13 protein-coding genes and 1 pseudogene are annotated in these 15,609 nt (G+C 53.8%); 9 read left to right on the top strand and 5 right to left on the bottom strand.

Features of this window, described 5'->3' with window-relative positions:
- Positions 1 to 170 precede the first annotated feature (170 nt).
- Positions 171 to 1,013 carry a patatin-like phospholipase family protein gene (locus AC0L6S_RS03815; RefSeq protein WP_473427095.1) on the top strand — a complete coding sequence of 281 codons (843 nt, stop codon included), beginning with the start codon at positions 171 to 173 and terminating at the stop codon, positions 1,011 to 1,013.
- A gap of 21 nt (positions 1,014 to 1,034) precedes the next feature.
- Here the strand turns inward: AC0L6S_RS03815 and AC0L6S_RS03810 are convergent, their stop codons facing one another.
- Positions 1,035 to 2,951 carry a flavin-containing monooxygenase gene (locus AC0L6S_RS03810; protein WP_473427094.1) on the bottom strand — a complete coding sequence of 639 codons (1,917 nt, stop codon included), beginning with the start codon at positions 2,949 to 2,951 and terminating at the stop codon, positions 1,035 to 1,037.
- A 257-nt stretch (positions 2,952 to 3,208) separates the two neighbouring features.
- On the opposite strand from AC0L6S_RS03810, the gene AC0L6S_RS03805 reads away from it, so the two are divergent.
- The 7 genes from AC0L6S_RS03805 to AC0L6S_RS03775 all read left to right on the top strand — a co-directional run bounded on the left by AC0L6S_RS03805 (position 3,209) and on the right by AC0L6S_RS03775 (position 9,363).
- The gene (locus AC0L6S_RS03805; RefSeq protein WP_473427093.1) at positions 3,209 to 4,669 is read left to right on the top strand and encodes an FAD-linked oxidase C-terminal domain-containing protein; all 1,461 of its coding nucleotides are present in this window, start codon (positions 3,209 to 3,211) and stop codon (positions 4,667 to 4,669) included.
- Positions 4,662 to 5,747 (top strand): glycolate oxidase subunit GlcE, encoded by a 1,086-nt coding sequence (glcE, locus tag AC0L6S_RS03800; RefSeq protein ID WP_473427092.1) that lies wholly within the window; start codon positions 4,662 to 4,664, stop codon positions 5,745 to 5,747. Before AC0L6S_RS03805 ends, glcE begins: the two co-directional genes overlap by 8 nt.
- A gap of 13 nt (positions 5,748 to 5,760) precedes the next feature.
- Positions 5,761 to 6,996: a glycolate oxidase subunit GlcF gene (gene glcF / locus AC0L6S_RS03795; protein ID WP_473427091.1), complete on the top strand. Its 1,236-nt coding sequence runs from the start codon at positions 5,761 to 5,763 to the stop codon at positions 6,994 to 6,996.
- A 278-nt stretch (positions 6,997 to 7,274) separates the two neighbouring features.
- Positions 7,275 to 7,556: a SemiSWEET transporter gene (locus AC0L6S_RS03790; RefSeq protein ID WP_473427090.1), complete on the top strand. Its 282-nt coding sequence runs from the start codon at positions 7,275 to 7,277 to the stop codon at positions 7,554 to 7,556.
- A 31-nt stretch (positions 7,557 to 7,587) separates the two neighbouring features.
- A complete protein-coding gene (locus AC0L6S_RS03785) occupies positions 7,588 to 7,965 on the top strand; it encodes a glutaredoxin family protein (protein WP_473427089.1) in 378 nt (125 codons plus the stop codon).
- Positions 7,966 to 7,987: 22 nt separating this feature from the next.
- A complete protein-coding gene (locus AC0L6S_RS03780) occupies positions 7,988 to 8,434 on the top strand; it encodes a thioesterase family protein (RefSeq protein ID WP_473427088.1) in 447 nt (148 codons plus the stop codon).
- A gap of 146 nt (positions 8,435 to 8,580) precedes the next feature.
- Complete coding sequence (locus AC0L6S_RS03775) at positions 8,581 to 9,363, top strand: hypothetical protein (RefSeq protein ID WP_473427087.1); 783 nt, start codon at positions 8,581 to 8,583, stop codon at positions 9,361 to 9,363.
- 56 nt (positions 9,364 to 9,419) lie between these two features.
- Here the strand turns inward: AC0L6S_RS03775 and AC0L6S_RS03770 are convergent, their stop codons facing one another.
- From AC0L6S_RS03770 to AC0L6S_RS03755, 4 genes and pseudogenes are all read right to left on the bottom strand, one after another.
- A complete protein-coding gene (locus AC0L6S_RS03770) occupies positions 9,420 to 10,970 on the bottom strand; it encodes a reverse transcriptase domain-containing protein (RefSeq protein WP_473427086.1) in 1,551 nt (516 codons plus the stop codon).
- A gap of 87 nt (positions 10,971 to 11,057) precedes the next feature.
- Entirely contained in the window at positions 11,058 to 12,290 is a 1,233-nt protein-coding gene (locus AC0L6S_RS03765) for a restriction endonuclease subunit S (protein WP_473427085.1), read from the bottom strand.
- Between the two features lie 98 nt (positions 12,291 to 12,388).
- A complete protein-coding gene (locus AC0L6S_RS03760) occupies positions 12,389 to 13,072 on the bottom strand; it encodes an IS6 family transposase (RefSeq protein ID WP_473427084.1) in 684 nt (227 codons plus the stop codon).
- Between the two features lie 41 nt (positions 13,073 to 13,113).
- A pseudogene (locus tag AC0L6S_RS03755) lies at positions 13,114 to 13,501 on the bottom strand (DDE-type integrase/transposase/recombinase); the annotation flags it as partial.
- 653 nt (positions 13,502 to 14,154) lie between these two features.
- On the opposite strand from AC0L6S_RS03755, the gene AC0L6S_RS03750 reads away from it, so the two are divergent.
- Positions 14,155 to 15,609, top strand: coding sequence for a hypothetical protein (locus AC0L6S_RS03750; RefSeq protein ID WP_473427083.1), 1,455 nt, complete (start codon positions 14,155 to 14,157; stop codon positions 15,607 to 15,609).

The raw sequence follows: 15,609 nt of genomic DNA, 5'->3' as shown, positions 1-15,609 counted from the left end.
CACAATCAACCGCCGTGCTGCTCGCCGCAGCGTCATGTGGTCTCCCCATAGGCGACGCCCCACAGCTCAGCAACCTTACTAATAGCATGGTCTTTATCACAGTTCTGGCCCTGCTCCCCCTCCCCCTATAAAATTGGTCGCCTGTACAAGGTATCTAGTGGGAACGCGCCGTGGAATTCAGAAATGTCATCTTTGCCGGTGGCGGCAGCCGTTGCCTGTGGCAACTGGGATTCTGGGAAGGTGCCAACGAGACCGGCCTGGCACTGCAGGACACGGTCGATTATGCCGCCAGCACCAGTGCGGGATGTGCGATGGCCACCGCCGCACTGGTGGGCCGGCCCTATGAAGCGCTGGAACTATTCAAAGAGCTCACCGCGGGTAACCCGCGCAACATCCACTGGCAGAATCTGCGCCCCCGCTCAGGCAAACCGCTACTGCCGCACATGGGGATGTACCGCACAGCGCTGGAGCGCTTTCTGGCCCCAGCGGACCTGGAGCGCCTGGCAGGTAAACGCCTGGAGTTCCTGATGGCCCGGTTTCCCGACTTCCTGCCATCGAGCCTGGGCACAATGGCAGCATTTACGATCTATGGGCTGGAAAAGCACCTGACAGGGGTACTACATCCGCGCTGGACGCAAAAACTGGGGTTTGAGCCCGTGACGAAAAGCAACCAGGACGCCGATGATGTGGCAGACCTGATCGATATCATACTGGCTTCCTCGTGTGTGCCGCCGGTACTGCCGGGAAAGGGCTACAAAGGTTTGCGGGTGCTGGACGGCGGGATTATCGACAACGTCCCCGCTCATCTGGCTGACGAGCGCGAGGGACAGACGCTGGTACTGCTGAGCAAGCGCTACAAGAAACCCCTACCGCCGCCCTCCCGGCGCGTCTATGTTCAGCCCAGCGAACCGATAAGGATTGACAAGTTTGACTACGCCAACCCCGCCGCGCTGCAGGACACCTACGACCTGGGCCTGCGCGATGGCATCCGCTTCGCACAGGGTCGTTTGTAAACGGCGCATCGCCGCTACGGGTCAGCGCTCCAGAATCAGCTCTTCCTCACCGGGCGCGCGCATCTGCTGCCAGTACTCCCCGTGGGTACCTGGCCAGTTCTGTGTCACCCGCCCGGCGCTGTTCTTGTACCAACTCGATACCGCAGGTGCGCCCCAGGCCCGTTGGCTGTTGAGCGCATCCAGCTGCGCATTGTAGGCATCCATCAGTTCCTGCCGGCATTCCAGTGAGCGATATCCCTGCTCAATCTGCAGTTTCAAACAGCCACAGATATAGCGCAGCTGGCACTCGACAAAAAAGACTATGCTGCTGCCGATCACGATATTGGTATTGGGCCCGTACAAGGTATAAAAATTGGGGAAGTCCGATACCATCACACCTTTATACGCCTTTGCATCACCACCCCAACTGCTGACAAGTTCACGACCATTGCGACCATAAACCTTCATCGTTACCAGGAATTGATCAGCGGCAAATCCGGTGCCATAGATCAAAACATCAAATTTATGCAGGGTGCCATCAGCCGTCACAATGCCCTGCTCCACGATTTTATCGATGGGGCTGGAGAGCAGGCTTACATTCTCCCGTTTGAGTGCACTGATATAGGAGCCGTCATCCAGTACCGGGCGTTTGCCACCGGGCGGGTAATTGGGAATGAGCTGCGCCAGCAGATCGGGGTCGTCTGCGAGTTGTTCCGCCAGCGATTCGATCAGCGCATCCCGCAACATCTGGCTGCCTTCACTGACCGTATTGGCCGGGCCACGCCAGTTCGGGTCGACACACATCAGCGGCAGCTCACCGTCCACAGCCTTGGTGCGGAACAGGAAGAATCGATACCAACGCGCATAAAACGGCAGCTCGCGCAGCAGCCATAACTCCTGCTCCGCCATGGGGGCATGATATTCCTCCACCGGCAACAACCAGGGTGGCGAGCGCTGGAACACCGTGAGTTCGGCACAGGTTCCGGCGATTTCGGGGATGAACTGTACGGCACTGCAGCCGGTGCCGATTACCGCCACCCGCTTGCCGCTGAGATCGTGTTCATGCTCCCAGCGCGCTGAGTGAAAGCTGACACCGCCGAAGTTATCAATGCCTTCGATGTCCGGATACCGGGGGATATTGAGTTGTCCCACCGCGCTGATGACGGCACTGGCAGACAAGGTTTCCTTTACCCCCCCGCACTCAACCGTCACCGACCACAACCCGGTTGATTCATCGTAGTCGGCGCGCTCAACCGGGCAGTTCAATCTCACGTGTTCTCGCAGGTCGTACTGCTCAACCATGCCATTAAAGTATTTGAACAACTCCCGCCGCCCGGAGAAGTGATTCGGCCACTGCGTATTCTGCGCAAAAATATAATTGTAGAGATGGTTGGCAGAATCCACCTGGCACCCGGGATAGGTGTTCTCAAACCAGGTGCCGCCGATTTCGGCATTCTTTTCCAGCACGAGAAATGGAATGCCTTCCTGCTGCAGCCGGATAGCTGCCGCGATACCGGACATGCCCGAGCCGATAATCAATACCCGGTAGTCTGCGGGCATCGCTTGCGTATCGATTTCAACACGACGCGAATCTTCGCCGAACAGATTGAGTTCCTCCTGCAACATCGGCAGCAGATGTGGCTCGAAGTCCTCGCCGGTTATGCGGTGCATGGCAGCTTCTATCTCTGCCTGTGCAGGCCGCAAAAGTGTCTCCCCCGCACGCGCGGTGCGCAGCGCCTCGAACGCCATTTCCCGCGCCAATTCGCGTTGTTCCTCATTCAAACCATCGACGTCTTCTGCGAACAACTCGAAACGGGGTTGTACCGTGTCGAAGTGCGCCGCACTGCCGGTGAGGTGCACCATGGATGCCAGCAATGCCGGAATGTGGGCATACTGCAGGGCCTCGCGCAGTTGCACATCGTCGACCTCTGTCAAGGTTTTCTGCCAATCGTCGGCCACAGGCTTATCCTCGTTCTCTCGTTATAATGTAATGTGTAATTCGTGATCCGAATCCACCCGCATCAGCAGCGCGTGAACCAGTACGCAGTATACAAACAATACCCGAACAGACCACTTTCATCGTCAGTGCACAATGCGGCGCATGCGAGAATCCGGGACATCCCCGATTCAGCGCGCTCGCAAATCTGCTAGTATCCGCGCAATGGACTTCTCCGCAGTCATTAGCAATGAGGCACAGAACAAGTGAGTGTAAACCCGTGAATACAGCTGTCTCTTCTTCAGCAGTTGAAAACGCTGAGACGGTGTTACGCCAACTGCGTGCCTGTCTGTCTCCCGGGTGCATCATTGAAGACAACGAGTCGCAGCGCCCCTATGAATGCGACGCACTGACGCTGTTCCGCGATCTGCCACTGGCAGTCGTACTGCCTGAGAACGTGGAACAGGTACAGGCCGTGCTACAGATATGCCACTCACTGGGTGTGCCCGTTGTCGCGCGCGGCGCCGGCACCGGGCTGTGTGGCGGTGCCATGCCGCATCACGAAGGCGTATTGCTCTGCCTGAGTAAACTCGATCGCATCCTCGACATCGACCCGCTGGCACGCACCGCACGGGTACAGCCGGGCGTCAGCAATCTGTCGATCAGCGAAGCCGTGGCCAGCCATGGTCTCTATTATGCCCCCGACCCCTCCTCCCAGATCGCCTGCTCTATTGGCGGCAACGTGTCGGAAAACTCCGGTGGTGTGCACTGCCTGAAATACGGCCTCACCGTACACAATATCCTCGCCCTGAACGTACTGACGGTGGCCGGCGAAGAACTGACCATCGGTAGCCAGGGCCTGGACAGCCCCGGCTACGATCTGATGGCGCTGTTCACCGGCTCCGAGGGTCTGCTGGGTGTTGTCACGGAAGTGACTGTTCGCCTGTTGCCGGCCCCTGAAATAGCGCGCGTGGTGATGGCGGGGTTCAACAGTATCGACGCCGCCGGTGATGCGGTGGGCGCAGTAATCGCCGCCGGCATCATCCCCGCTGGCCTTGAGATGATGGATCGGCTCGCGATTCAGGCGGCCGAGGATTTTGCGCACGCCGGTTATCCGCGCGAGGCAGAGGCGATACTGTTGTGCGAGGTGGATGGCACCCGCGAAGAAGTCGACCAGCACGTGGATGAAGTCGCGCAGATGTTTGAACAAAGGGGCGCGACGTCCATCACCGTATCCAGCGATGAAGCCCACCGCGCACTGCTGTGGAAAGGGCGCAAATCCGCCTTTCCCGCCGTGGGACGCATCGCCCCCGATTACTACTGCATGGACGGCACCATTCCGCGCGGCCAGGTCACCTACGTGCTGAACGAAATCTACCGCCTCTCGGAGCACTACGGGTTACCGGTGGCCAATGTGTTTCACGCCGGTGATGGCAATCTCCACCCGTTGATCCTGTACGATGCCAGCGACCCACAGCAAATAGCCCGGGTGGAAGCCTTCGGCGGCGATATACTGGAGTTATCGGTGCGCGTGGGCGGCTGCCTCACAGGTGAACACGGTGTGGGCGTGGAGAAGTTGCGCAAGATGCCCAGCCAATTCAGCGCAGCGGAGCTGGCGCAGTTTGAGGACATCAAGTACGCCTTCGATCCAGCGCTCACGCTGAACCCCGGCAAGGGCATACCGATTCTGAAGCGCTGCCAGGAATACCGCGCCCTGCCCGAGCGGCATCACCATGACTGAGCGAAGCGCCCTACTCGACGGCGATCGCAGTGCGGACATTCTCGCCGCACTGCATAGCGCGCACGAGAAAAAGTCGCCGGTCTATATCCGCGCCGGCGGCAGCAAACAGCAAATGATAGGTCGACACTGCAGCGCCACCGAGCTGGATGTATCGGCACACCGCGGTATTGTGGACTATCAGCCGCAAGAACTTGTGTTAACCGCACGCGCCGGTACCCCGCTGCGCGAGCTGGTCAGTACACTGGCACGCGAAAACCAGTGCCTGCCGTTTGAACCACCACTCCTCGGCGGTAAAGCCACGCTGGGCGGCACACTGGCTTGCAATCTGTCTGGGCCCGCGCGGCCCTGGCGCGGCTCAATACGCGATATGGTGCTGGGCGTACAGTTAATCAACGGCAAGTGCGAGCTGCTGAACTTTGGCGGCAAAGTCATGAAAAATGTCGCAGGCTTCGACGTCTCTCGTCTACAGGCCGGTGCGCTGGGCACGCTGGGTGTACTAACTGAGATCAGCCTGAAAGTCCTGCCCCTGCCGCAGAAGACACTCACCCTGCAATATGCGATGTCGGCTGAGGAAGCGATAGAGACAATGAATCGCTGCGCCGGGAAACCGAAGCCGCTGTCCGGCGCATTCTGGGTGGATGAAACGCTGTACCTGAGGCTGTCGGGTGCCGCCAGCGCGGTGGACAGTACCGCGCGTCAATGGGGCGGAGAAGTCGTTAAGGATGACGAGGCGGTATGGCGCGAACTGCGCGAAATGACACTCCCCTTCTTTGCCGGCGACGCACCGCTGTGGCGCTTCTCAGTGCAAGCCTCGGCGCGCGTGGTGGCCGACTTCGGGCCGATGTTGATTGACTGGGGTGGCGCGCAGCGCTGGGTGCGGGGAGAGCACAGCCGGGATCAGCTCAACCGTGCGGCCACGGATGCGGGAGGCCATGTCACGCTGTTTCGCGGCGGTGACCGCGAGAGTGAGCTGCAACCGTCGCTAAATCCCGTCGCACAGCGCTTACAGCGAGAACTGAAAGCATCCTTCGACCCGGACGGCATTCTCAATCCGGGCCGCCTGTACAGTTGGCTCTAGGAGCAACGCCGGTATGCATGTAGAGCTACATCCACGTTTTTCCGACACCCCCGAGGGCCAGTCTGCCAAAGCGCTCACGGCGGCCTGTGTGCACTGCGGCTTCTGCCTCAGCACCTGTCCCACTTACCTCGACAAGCGCGACGAACGGGACAGCCCGCGCGGCCGCATCTACCTGATCAAGCAACTGCTGGAAACGGGTGAGGCCAGTGAGCGGACACAGCTGCATCTCGATCGCTGCCTCACCTGCCGCAATTGCGAAACCAGCTGCCCCTCGGGTATGCAGTACGGCGAGTTGGTCGACATCGGCCGCGGGCTGATGGAACAGGAAACCCCAAGACCTGTCTACTCCAGAGCGTTTCGCTGGCTATTGCGCAATGTTCTCACCCGACCAAAGCTACTCACACCAGCGCTGCGACTGGGTCAGGCCGTCCGCCCTGCCCTGCCAGGTTTCTTGCGCCAGAAAGTACCACCGCGCCAAACCTCTGATCACTCATCGACGCTAGCAACGACAGCGCAACCGCGACTGGATCATCCACGTAAAATGCTGGTACTGGAGGGCTGCGTGCAGCAAGCCGCAACCCCCAACACCAATGCAGCCGCGCGTCGCGTACTGGACAAACTGGGGATATCACTGATCAGCGCGCCCCGCGCCGGTTGCTGCGGCGCGGTGAACTACCATCTGGCTGCACACGACGACGGCCTGAACGATATGCGCCGCAATATCGACGCCTGGTGGCCGTATATAGAAAACGGCGCCGAAGCGATCGTCAGCAGTGCCACCGGCTGCGGTGCGATGCTGGTAGATTACGGACGCCTGCTGGCCGACGACCCGGCCTACGCCGAAAAAGCCCGACGCGTTACAGAACTGACCCGTGATCTGGCGCAAATACTGGTCAATGAAGATCTACAGAAACTTGTGATAGACACCCAGGTCGGCAAGGTGGCCGTGCACCCGCCCTGCACGATGCAGCACGCACTGCAGCAACCACTGCTGTTGGACACACTGTTGCGGCGCGCAGGGTTTGACATCGCCAGTATCACCGAGAAATTGTTGTGCTGTGGCTCGGCGGGCACGTATTCAATCCTGCAGCCGGCGACCAGCGAGCGGGTGAGAGAGAGGATGTTGGGGGCGCTGACTGGTGATGAACCTGCGCTTATCGTTACTGCCAATATTGGGTGCCAGTTGCATTTGCAGGCGGCGGCTGGGGTTCCTGTGGTGCACTGGATCGAATTGCTGGATTGTGCCTGAGACGTTTCTCCAGTCTAGAATTAACGACCCGTTTTTGATAAAGGTCCCTCAGCCCTTGGACGCGGTAAGGTTGCAAACAGCTCAAAAGAGAAAAAGCGCTCCCGCTTTGAATGTCCAGGATTCTGCCCAGCATTGGCCCGCCGACTCATAATCGGCAGGTCGAAGGTTCGAGTCCTTCTGGGCCCACCATTTTCCATAAATTTCATAGACTTATAGCCGCTTAGAGCATCCGACTATTCCGGGCACATGGGTGACACTCATCATCCCGGAGTCGGCGGGTGTCAGGAGACAAAGCCACCATGGAGAATATCGGTTTTCTGGCCGCTATACTGACGACGTTTTCGTTTCTGCCACAGGCGATTCTCACACTGCGGACGCGCAAGACCGACGAAATCTCCCTGGTGGTGTACCTGATGCTCAATATCGGGATCGTATGCTGGCTAGTCTATGGCGTAGTGCGAGATGACATCGTCCTCATCCTCGCCAACAGCGTCACCCTGCTCTTCTCGCTGCCGATCCTCTTCGTCAAGAGTAGTAACAAACTGGCCGGGCGGGAATAACGCCCATCACAACAACTCACTGGAGCCCCCAATGGCCATCATCCGCTTCATCCTCGGCAAGCTCATATTGTTCTTCGACTGGGCATTTCCTCCCAGGAGCCTCAAGCGAGACCCAGCCCAGCAGGCGGTCATTGACGGGCAGACTGCCGACCTTATCCAGTATCAGTATCGAGCTTGTCCGTTTTGCGTGAAGGTGAGACGGGCTATGAAGCGGCAGGGGTTGAAGATTGAGACGCGGGATGTGAAGCGGATACCCTACGCTCGCGATGAGTTGCTCTCAGGTGGAGGACACCTGAAAGTACCCTGCCTGCGTATCGAGCAGGAAGACGGGCCGCCTCAGTGGATGTATGAATCCAACGACATCATCAACTACCTCGCCGTGCGCTTCCCGGCGACTTCCCAGCCCTGACACGATTCCCGAGTAACCGCCGATGACCAGGAAGACTATAACCCTGCCCCAAGAATTCATTTTCTCCAGCGACTACAGGGTGCTGTATTCGGATGTGAACTCAGCCAATCACCTCAGCGCTGACCGGGTGCTTCCCATCGCGATGGAAACCCAGCTGCGATTCATCAAGCATCTGGGGTATGACAGTGCCACGGCATTTGAAGATGCGGGGCTGATCATGGGCAATTCGGAGGTGCAGTATCTTGCCGAGGCGAAGTACGGTGACGAGTTGCTGGTTGAGTTGGCCGTGGACAATCTGCGTGAGAAAAGCTTTGAGCTGGTTTACCGTATCAACAACCGGAGCAGGGATTGTGAGATGGCGAGGGTGGTTACTACGTTGTTGTTTTTTGATTATCAGAAGACTTGTGTGATTCCGGTGCCTGGGAGTTTTTTGGAGAGGGTTGGGCAGGCCGGGGGTACCGCGCAGTAAGCACTTCCCAGCCTGTTCCCCAAGTCGGCCACCTGCTCCTCAGACGGCGCGACTCTCGGCCGCATGCTACAAGAGAATTGGTAAAATTTGTTGCAAAGTTCTAGGCGATCATCCAACCTGCTGACAGATTAATCGGGAGAATTCTTATGGGTTTTCGTACTAACGCTCTGCTATTTGGAGTCTGTGCTACGCTTGGTCCTTCGGTTGCAGTCTCGCAATCATTGACGTCCGTTGATATTGATAAGATCAACGAAACAGCGAACATAATATGCAATCAACTGCAATTGAGTGGAAGCTCATCAACTATCGCGCTTTCAGCTGAAGCCGAAGCGGAAGCACGCTTGCTTCTGAAAAGTCTTGGCTCAGCTGCAGTTGAGCTAGACATTAGCGGGTATGTCTCGAAGTTTGAAAACGTACCTCGAGATGAGCTCAAAGACTTTTTGATATCAGCGCAAAGTTGTCGTCTTGAGATTTTCCGTGAGTTGCGGGACTTAGCCGGTTCCAAGCCGCAACCAGGACAACTAGCGTGGAGTTTTCCGCATGTTGTAAAGGACGGTGTTGCGCTAGGTGTGATTAGTGTACGCCGTAATGGCAGCAGCCGTGTAGATGTTAATTTTCGAGCCAGAAACACGTTAGACGTTCCAGTCTACGTATACTTTGATCTGCCTAGTTACACTGACAATCATGGGACTGTTTGCCAAGACGGTAGCCTCACATCTGGTGTAAGAGGTGTGGCTAGTACATCAGGGCCGCCAACCAAAATTATGCCTGGAGAGTCAATCCAATTCGCTGCCAAGAAAGTGGGATGCGATGGAGATAATAGCGGGAATCAAGGCGACGTGATTGAAAGAGCCATGATCGGTACATCTCCAGACAATCTTACTACCATTTCTTACGAAATTGCGGCTGTTGAAATTCTTGGAAATTAGACTGTTGATTTGGAAACCGATGGAAGTCGGGGTGTCTAATCAGACGTACTCCTGATTCACGCAGCATTCGCGATCGCCTGCCCTACTAGAGCATTGAGGTAACTGTGCCCACCCCAAGCCAATCGACAGGTTCTTCGTTCGGCACCAGTGAAGTACCTTGAAGCGAAAAAGATAGCGGCTCGAACGTATTCAGATTGCTCTCCCTCGTACGCCAACCTTACCGCCCTTTTTTGGTTTGGGTTACCATGCCTAGCAACGAAAATAGCTGAGAGCGCTCTCGTTTCCCGCTCGACACCGGGAGACCGAAACCATTGTAGTGCCACATTTATAGCCACTCTAGGCAGCCTCTCTGCATTAAATAAAGCACCGAGTATATACATTCGCTGATAACCTGTAACGAAGGTATCTCCCTGGATCATGTTGCTCAGGGCTGCAACCAAGTCGGTACTATCAGGAACAAAACGAGAGAGATAGGAGTAGTAGAGTCGAGTTAGATGAGGTTTCGCTGTCAAATTTTCTACAACATCATCTACAGCATAGTCGGAACCGGTCGCTCTCATCATTGGAAGACAGAAACGATCAATCTTATCAGCTTGCTCTAAGTAATCATGTTTGGAATTGTACAAAATGTTTGTTGCTATAAGTTGAACATCCTCACTATCTGGTTCCTCTAGAAGGTCCCAATCTGCAGAAAATCCATATCCCGAGTTTACAAAATCAACAAGAAACTCGCGCGCTTCTTCACGTGCATTTTCAAACAGACTATCAAGCGCACTTTCCTGACGCATGACCTCATTCGAATGATGTATTCCACTCTTGTACTCATTGAGATGCAAACCTTCAGTACGGAGGTGTTCTATCAGGTTTATGAGTCCTCTTTGAGCTTCATCCTCAGAAGCAAAGGCCATATATATATCGTCGACATACCGGGCGGATGAAATACCATTCAATTCACAATAAGAATCAAACTCTGAGAGGAAAAAATTACCAAGTAGATCTGAAGGATAAACACCTTGAATAATCCCAAAAGAATCTCGCTCTTGAAAAGCCAGCAGCAACTCCTCTGTTAGATTAACTATCGACCCCGAGCAACCACCCGCTCGCATTAGATTGATCAAATGATGCTGCGGAATGCGTTCAAAATAGTTCGCAATATCGGCTTTTACTATATGCGAGCCTTCTCCACACATCTGTAGTACACGCTGTTGAAACGCATCCCAACACTCATGAGCAGGCTCAAACATCACGTCATCTTCACCGGATACAACATGGCTAAATGCTCGAGTTCTATCCAGCTGACCTTCTAAAATATCCGACGAAGCGTCAACTAGCATCTGATATACAATCCTGTCTATGGGCAAGAGGATACTTCCAGGTCGTACAAACCCCCTTTCCTTAGGCACGCTAATGGTAAGCGGCAGGCCTGGCTGGTAGGTTCCAGCAGAGAGCAAATCAGAAGTACGCTGCCATAGCTCTTGACCCGCGTGAACGAAAATCGAATCAATGTGGGGAGCCAAAATGAAGTCTGACCGAATATCGGACTGCACTCGCTGAATCAGATTCTCATGGTCAACCGCTTGGATAATTTCCCTATCAAGCCCAGGCATGCAACTGGCTCACTCCACAAAAATGTCTCAGCAGTGTAACTGAGGAAGTTCGACAGGTGCAAAGGAATCTATATACCAGTATCCGGTTTACGTAGCCCGCCCAACCCAGATACGCTCCAGCAAGACACTGGCAGGCTCGTCGTCAGGATTCTGTGGCAAGAGTTCGCCACGGAACGCTTTGGCGAGGATGGACTGAGTTAGGGCGTCGATCTTTGTTTGAGCACCTAGCACCTGCGATTGAACTTGATTTCCGATTGCAAATAACTTGGCTACTTTTCCGACTATCTCTAATTGCTCAGCCATACAAGGTAGTCTGAAGCGAAACGCTTTTAACTTCTGGGCATTAATGTTTGATTGACTAACACCATCTGTTTTTACCGACCAACAATATTCTCGGCCTAATGGGCTATTTAGAACCAGATTCAAATACTCACTATTGAGCTGCTCAGTCCCTTGAACCTTAATCAAATATCCAGCGTAAATTGCTCTCTGCTGTCCTCTATAGATAGCTGTTTTACCTACGAGGTCAGGGCTATTGGTTCTATTAAATAACACATCTCCATTCTCTAGTGCATACTTATGAATCTCAGCTTGATCGCTCGTATACACAAGATCGCCCCAATCAAGCTCCCCGCCCTGAATATTACCCATCCTAAGTACCGGCACCTCGCCTGTCTTTTGGGACTTAGCCGAAGTTCCGTAATTGAATCCCTCTCCGACTTCTTCTAATGCAACTTCCGGCCAAGGCTCCAGATCGTTTTTATCACGCCACTCCTCCGTCAACCTCCCACTCACAGCAGCAGCCAGGACAGACTGCCGGAAGCGCTTGAGAATGCCCGGGATAGCATCTACGCGGGCCTTGATAGTGTCGACTTGGGCGAGAAGTTCATCGAGCTTATTAGCGATGCGGGTTTGTTCTTGAGGAGGGGGCACTTGAACGATCGTGTCAGTAATATCGCCTTTGCGGATGTACTTGATTGTCGAACCACGATCCTGCTTGGTTATCTCGCCGATGTTTGCTCGTATTAACCAATACAGAAAGCGAGTGTCGACTGCGTTACCTTCAATAACATATGTTCTTTGGTAAGCGTTGAACTTCCCAGAATAGTGCTGAACACCAAACGAACCGTTTCCTGCTAAAAGCACTGCGTCAGTATCAAATGCATGGGTGTTAATTTTTGAAGGCACTTCGGCGCACGTAAAAAATGGATACTCTCCATCTTCATCGGCTGCATTGGCATCCAACTTTCCCGTGGACAAGGTGACGAGGTCTCCAAGTGGAGTCGTTTGCCAGCCCAATCTCTCTTTAATTTCACTCATTCTAAGCGTCTTCCGCCAATCCCAGCGCCTCCGCCAACACGCTCTTCTGGGTTCCGACAAATTAACTTCGCCAGTCAAGTGAAATCAAAGGCCGTTTGTCATGCAACCGCCCTACCCCATTGTTCGAACGCACTAACCCTAAGGTCACGATAGTGTTGAGCCCTGACCAGGTGCCTGCCCAAATTGAAGAGGTTGGATACGGCGGCATGAGCGGTGACAAATCTCTGCGCCTGCCTCATCGACTTAAACCTTCGCATCCCTCGCTCCCTCACCCTGGTCGCCTCGTGTGATTGTTCGGCCCGATTGTTCTCGTACTGGACAGTACTGTGGATCGTCTCGGGGATCAGATCGCAATGAGCGACTCCATAGCTACGCAGCTTGTCTGTCACGATCTTCCTAGGCTCACACCCATGGCTCCGCAACAAACGCCTGAAGAAACGCTTCGCGGCAGCACCATCCCGCTTCTTTTGAAGGTACACATCCACAACTTCACCATCTTGATCAACTGCCCGCCACAGGTAGTGCTGCTTGCCGTTGATTTTTATGAAGACTTCATCGATGTAGAAGGTATCGCCATAACCTCGGTGTTTTCGTTTCAATCGGCGTGAATAGATGGCCCCGAATTTGATACACCAGAGCCGTATCGATTCACGAGTGACGATGATTCCGCGTTCAGCCAGGAGATCTTCTATATCACGATGGCTAAGGTTGAATCGATAGTACAGCCAGACGGCGTAGGAAATGATATCTGGCGGGTATCTGTGTCTTTTGTAGGTATTCATTGGCCGATTCTATCAATATGGGCCAGTTAAGTTGGCGATACCCCGCCATGGCTTTGTATCAGGCGCCTGCGCTTTGCTGCAGCACCATCACGCCTAGCTTGTAGGTATACGTCGACAACCTCAACTTCTTGATCGACAGCCTGCCAGAGATAATGCTGCTTGCCATTGATCTGAATGGTCCGGCACACCGGCGAAAACCTCATCGATGTAGAATGTGTCGCAATATCCACGGTGTTTTCGCTTCAATCTTTGGGCGTAGATTGCTCCGAACTTAATACCCCATAGGCGAATCTATTCCCTAGTGACGATACTGCCACGCTCTGCCAGGAGATCTTCGATGTCACGATGGCTGAGATTGAATCTGTAGTACAGCCAGACGGCGTAACTGATTATATCGGGCGGGAATCTGTGTCGTTTATATGTACTCATCGCCAGATTATCTCATTTCGGTGAGTTAACTTGGCGATACCCTTCGAATAGCTTTTTGCCAGCCCCCAAACTTTGACGGCCTGTGCGAGCCAATGTGCCTGTAGAGAGTGGGATGAGATCCTAGTTTTCATTTCGTTGAGGTAGAGGCAGTGGATTATCGAAATCGCATTATGGAAAATCGATTACACAATATCGATTACACAATATTGTTAGCAAAAGCTTGATTTATTGAGAATGAGCACTAGTCTTCAGATGTATAGCTCTAGAATGGATCGCAAGCATCCTATGGGAATGCCTTGGCTGTTGTATGGTTGTTGTATGGTTGTTGTATGGTTGTTGAAAGAGCATTTTCGTTCTGTAGCAAGGAACTCAATGATTGATTGATGAATGGATGCGGATCAGTGAAAAGCTTTCTCAAACCTCTAAGTCTTCTCATCTGTGTCTTTGGTATCTCATTTTTTCTATGGGGCTGTACAGTAGCAAATCCACTAGTCGGTCCAGATATGCCCCGTCCCGATCTGGAATGGGAGCCAGAATCAATCGGATCTGATGTCTACGTACCCAAGATCAATGCATATGGTACGTATCAACCACGAAGGGTGACAGTCGAGGAAGCTCGACTTTATGCTAGATCACTTCAGGACGCATATCGGATGGCTGCCTCGGGGCAAGTCAAGGCTCGAGTAGCACTGGACGCCTTGACTCTCACTTCCGCGGCGGCTGCGGTCGGGGTAGCGGCCACCGGTGGAAGCGCGAAAACAGCGGGTGTTATTGGTTTGAGCGCCGCCGCATTGTCTATGGGCGGAGATCGATTCCTTATTTCGACACGCAAAAGAATTTGGCTACAAGGTGCTCTCGCTCTGGAGTGCGTGGTCGGAGCAGCCAACACCGTTCCCGCAGTGGATGTGGGTCATATACTTCTTGAAGTCAATCTAGAGAGATTCAGGGCAGCGAATAGTTTACTGGCCGCAGCGTTGTCAGCTTATGAATACGAAGCGCAAAGGATGCCCCTGAATAGCACCAACCAGACTAAATCCGAGTACATTGTGTCGCGTGCGACGTCGCTATTGAGTGAGGGCAGCGCGATAGCCATGTCCGTCGAACGCGCAGGGGCCCGACTCGATACGATGGGACAAGTGCTACTCTCCAAAGTCATTGAAATCAGGCTTAAGGTAGAGGCGGAGATTATCAAAACTGAGCCCGATCTACTGAGCTATGATCAGGCGCTCAAGTCTTTGCTGGGTAGCGTACATCTTGATTTTTTGTCTTCCGACGAGCTGAAATTTTTACAAGCAGTGGATTCTACGAGCGGAGTTAGATTGTCTGGAGCATTTGTTGGAGTAATGGACCATGCTTTTCTAAGAGCACTCGAGGAACTTGAATCAGCCATCGCTTTAGTAATTCAGCAGCGAGCCGAGCTCATTAGAAGCTTGGAGGTGGCTGTCTCCTCAGGCGCCTTGAGTTACTCTCCAGACCTATTCAATAACTGCGCTCTCAACGAATCCATTGGTCTAGCTCCACTAACAATTCGTCCCTCATCTCAACCTGCGTTACCAGCAGAGACTAATATGACTGTTCAGGCGATGATTCGGGGCGGCCAGCGACCCTATCGTATCCTTGATGATGCGCTACCTAAGGGGGTGAGTGCTTCGATTGATTCTAATGACCTAATTTCAGTGACTCTTTTACCCGAAGCCGCAAAAGTTGGTCAACCGGTACTGGTGCCGGTTATGGATAGCCGGTCAGCTAGTGCAAACTTGATTCTCAATTTTGTATCTGGCGAGGGTGGTGAGAATGAGGTCCTCGGGGGGCGCAATACGTCTAACCCAAAGTCTGTTGTCAAAGATGAAGGTCTCAAAGTCATCCAAGCGCATCTTATGCAAATCGCAATAGAACCACCATACGAGCTTGGTCCAACCGGCGCTGACGGGTTATGGGGAGAGAAAACTCAAGCTGCCATACGGAGATTTCTACGGTTGAACTTTGATGACCTGAAACAAGAAGAAGAGTTTCACTCGCAATATTCTGATTATACTAGCGAAGAGCCCCCAGATTTTTCGACTCGCTCCAAGAGCCAGCTGATTGCTTTAGCTGAAAGTATTATTTGA

It is taken from the genome of Halioglobus sp. D3-4 (genome assembly GCF_055809315.1).
Note: the sequence above shows the minus strand (reverse complement) of the source record. Positions and strands in the feature narration are given on the sequence as shown.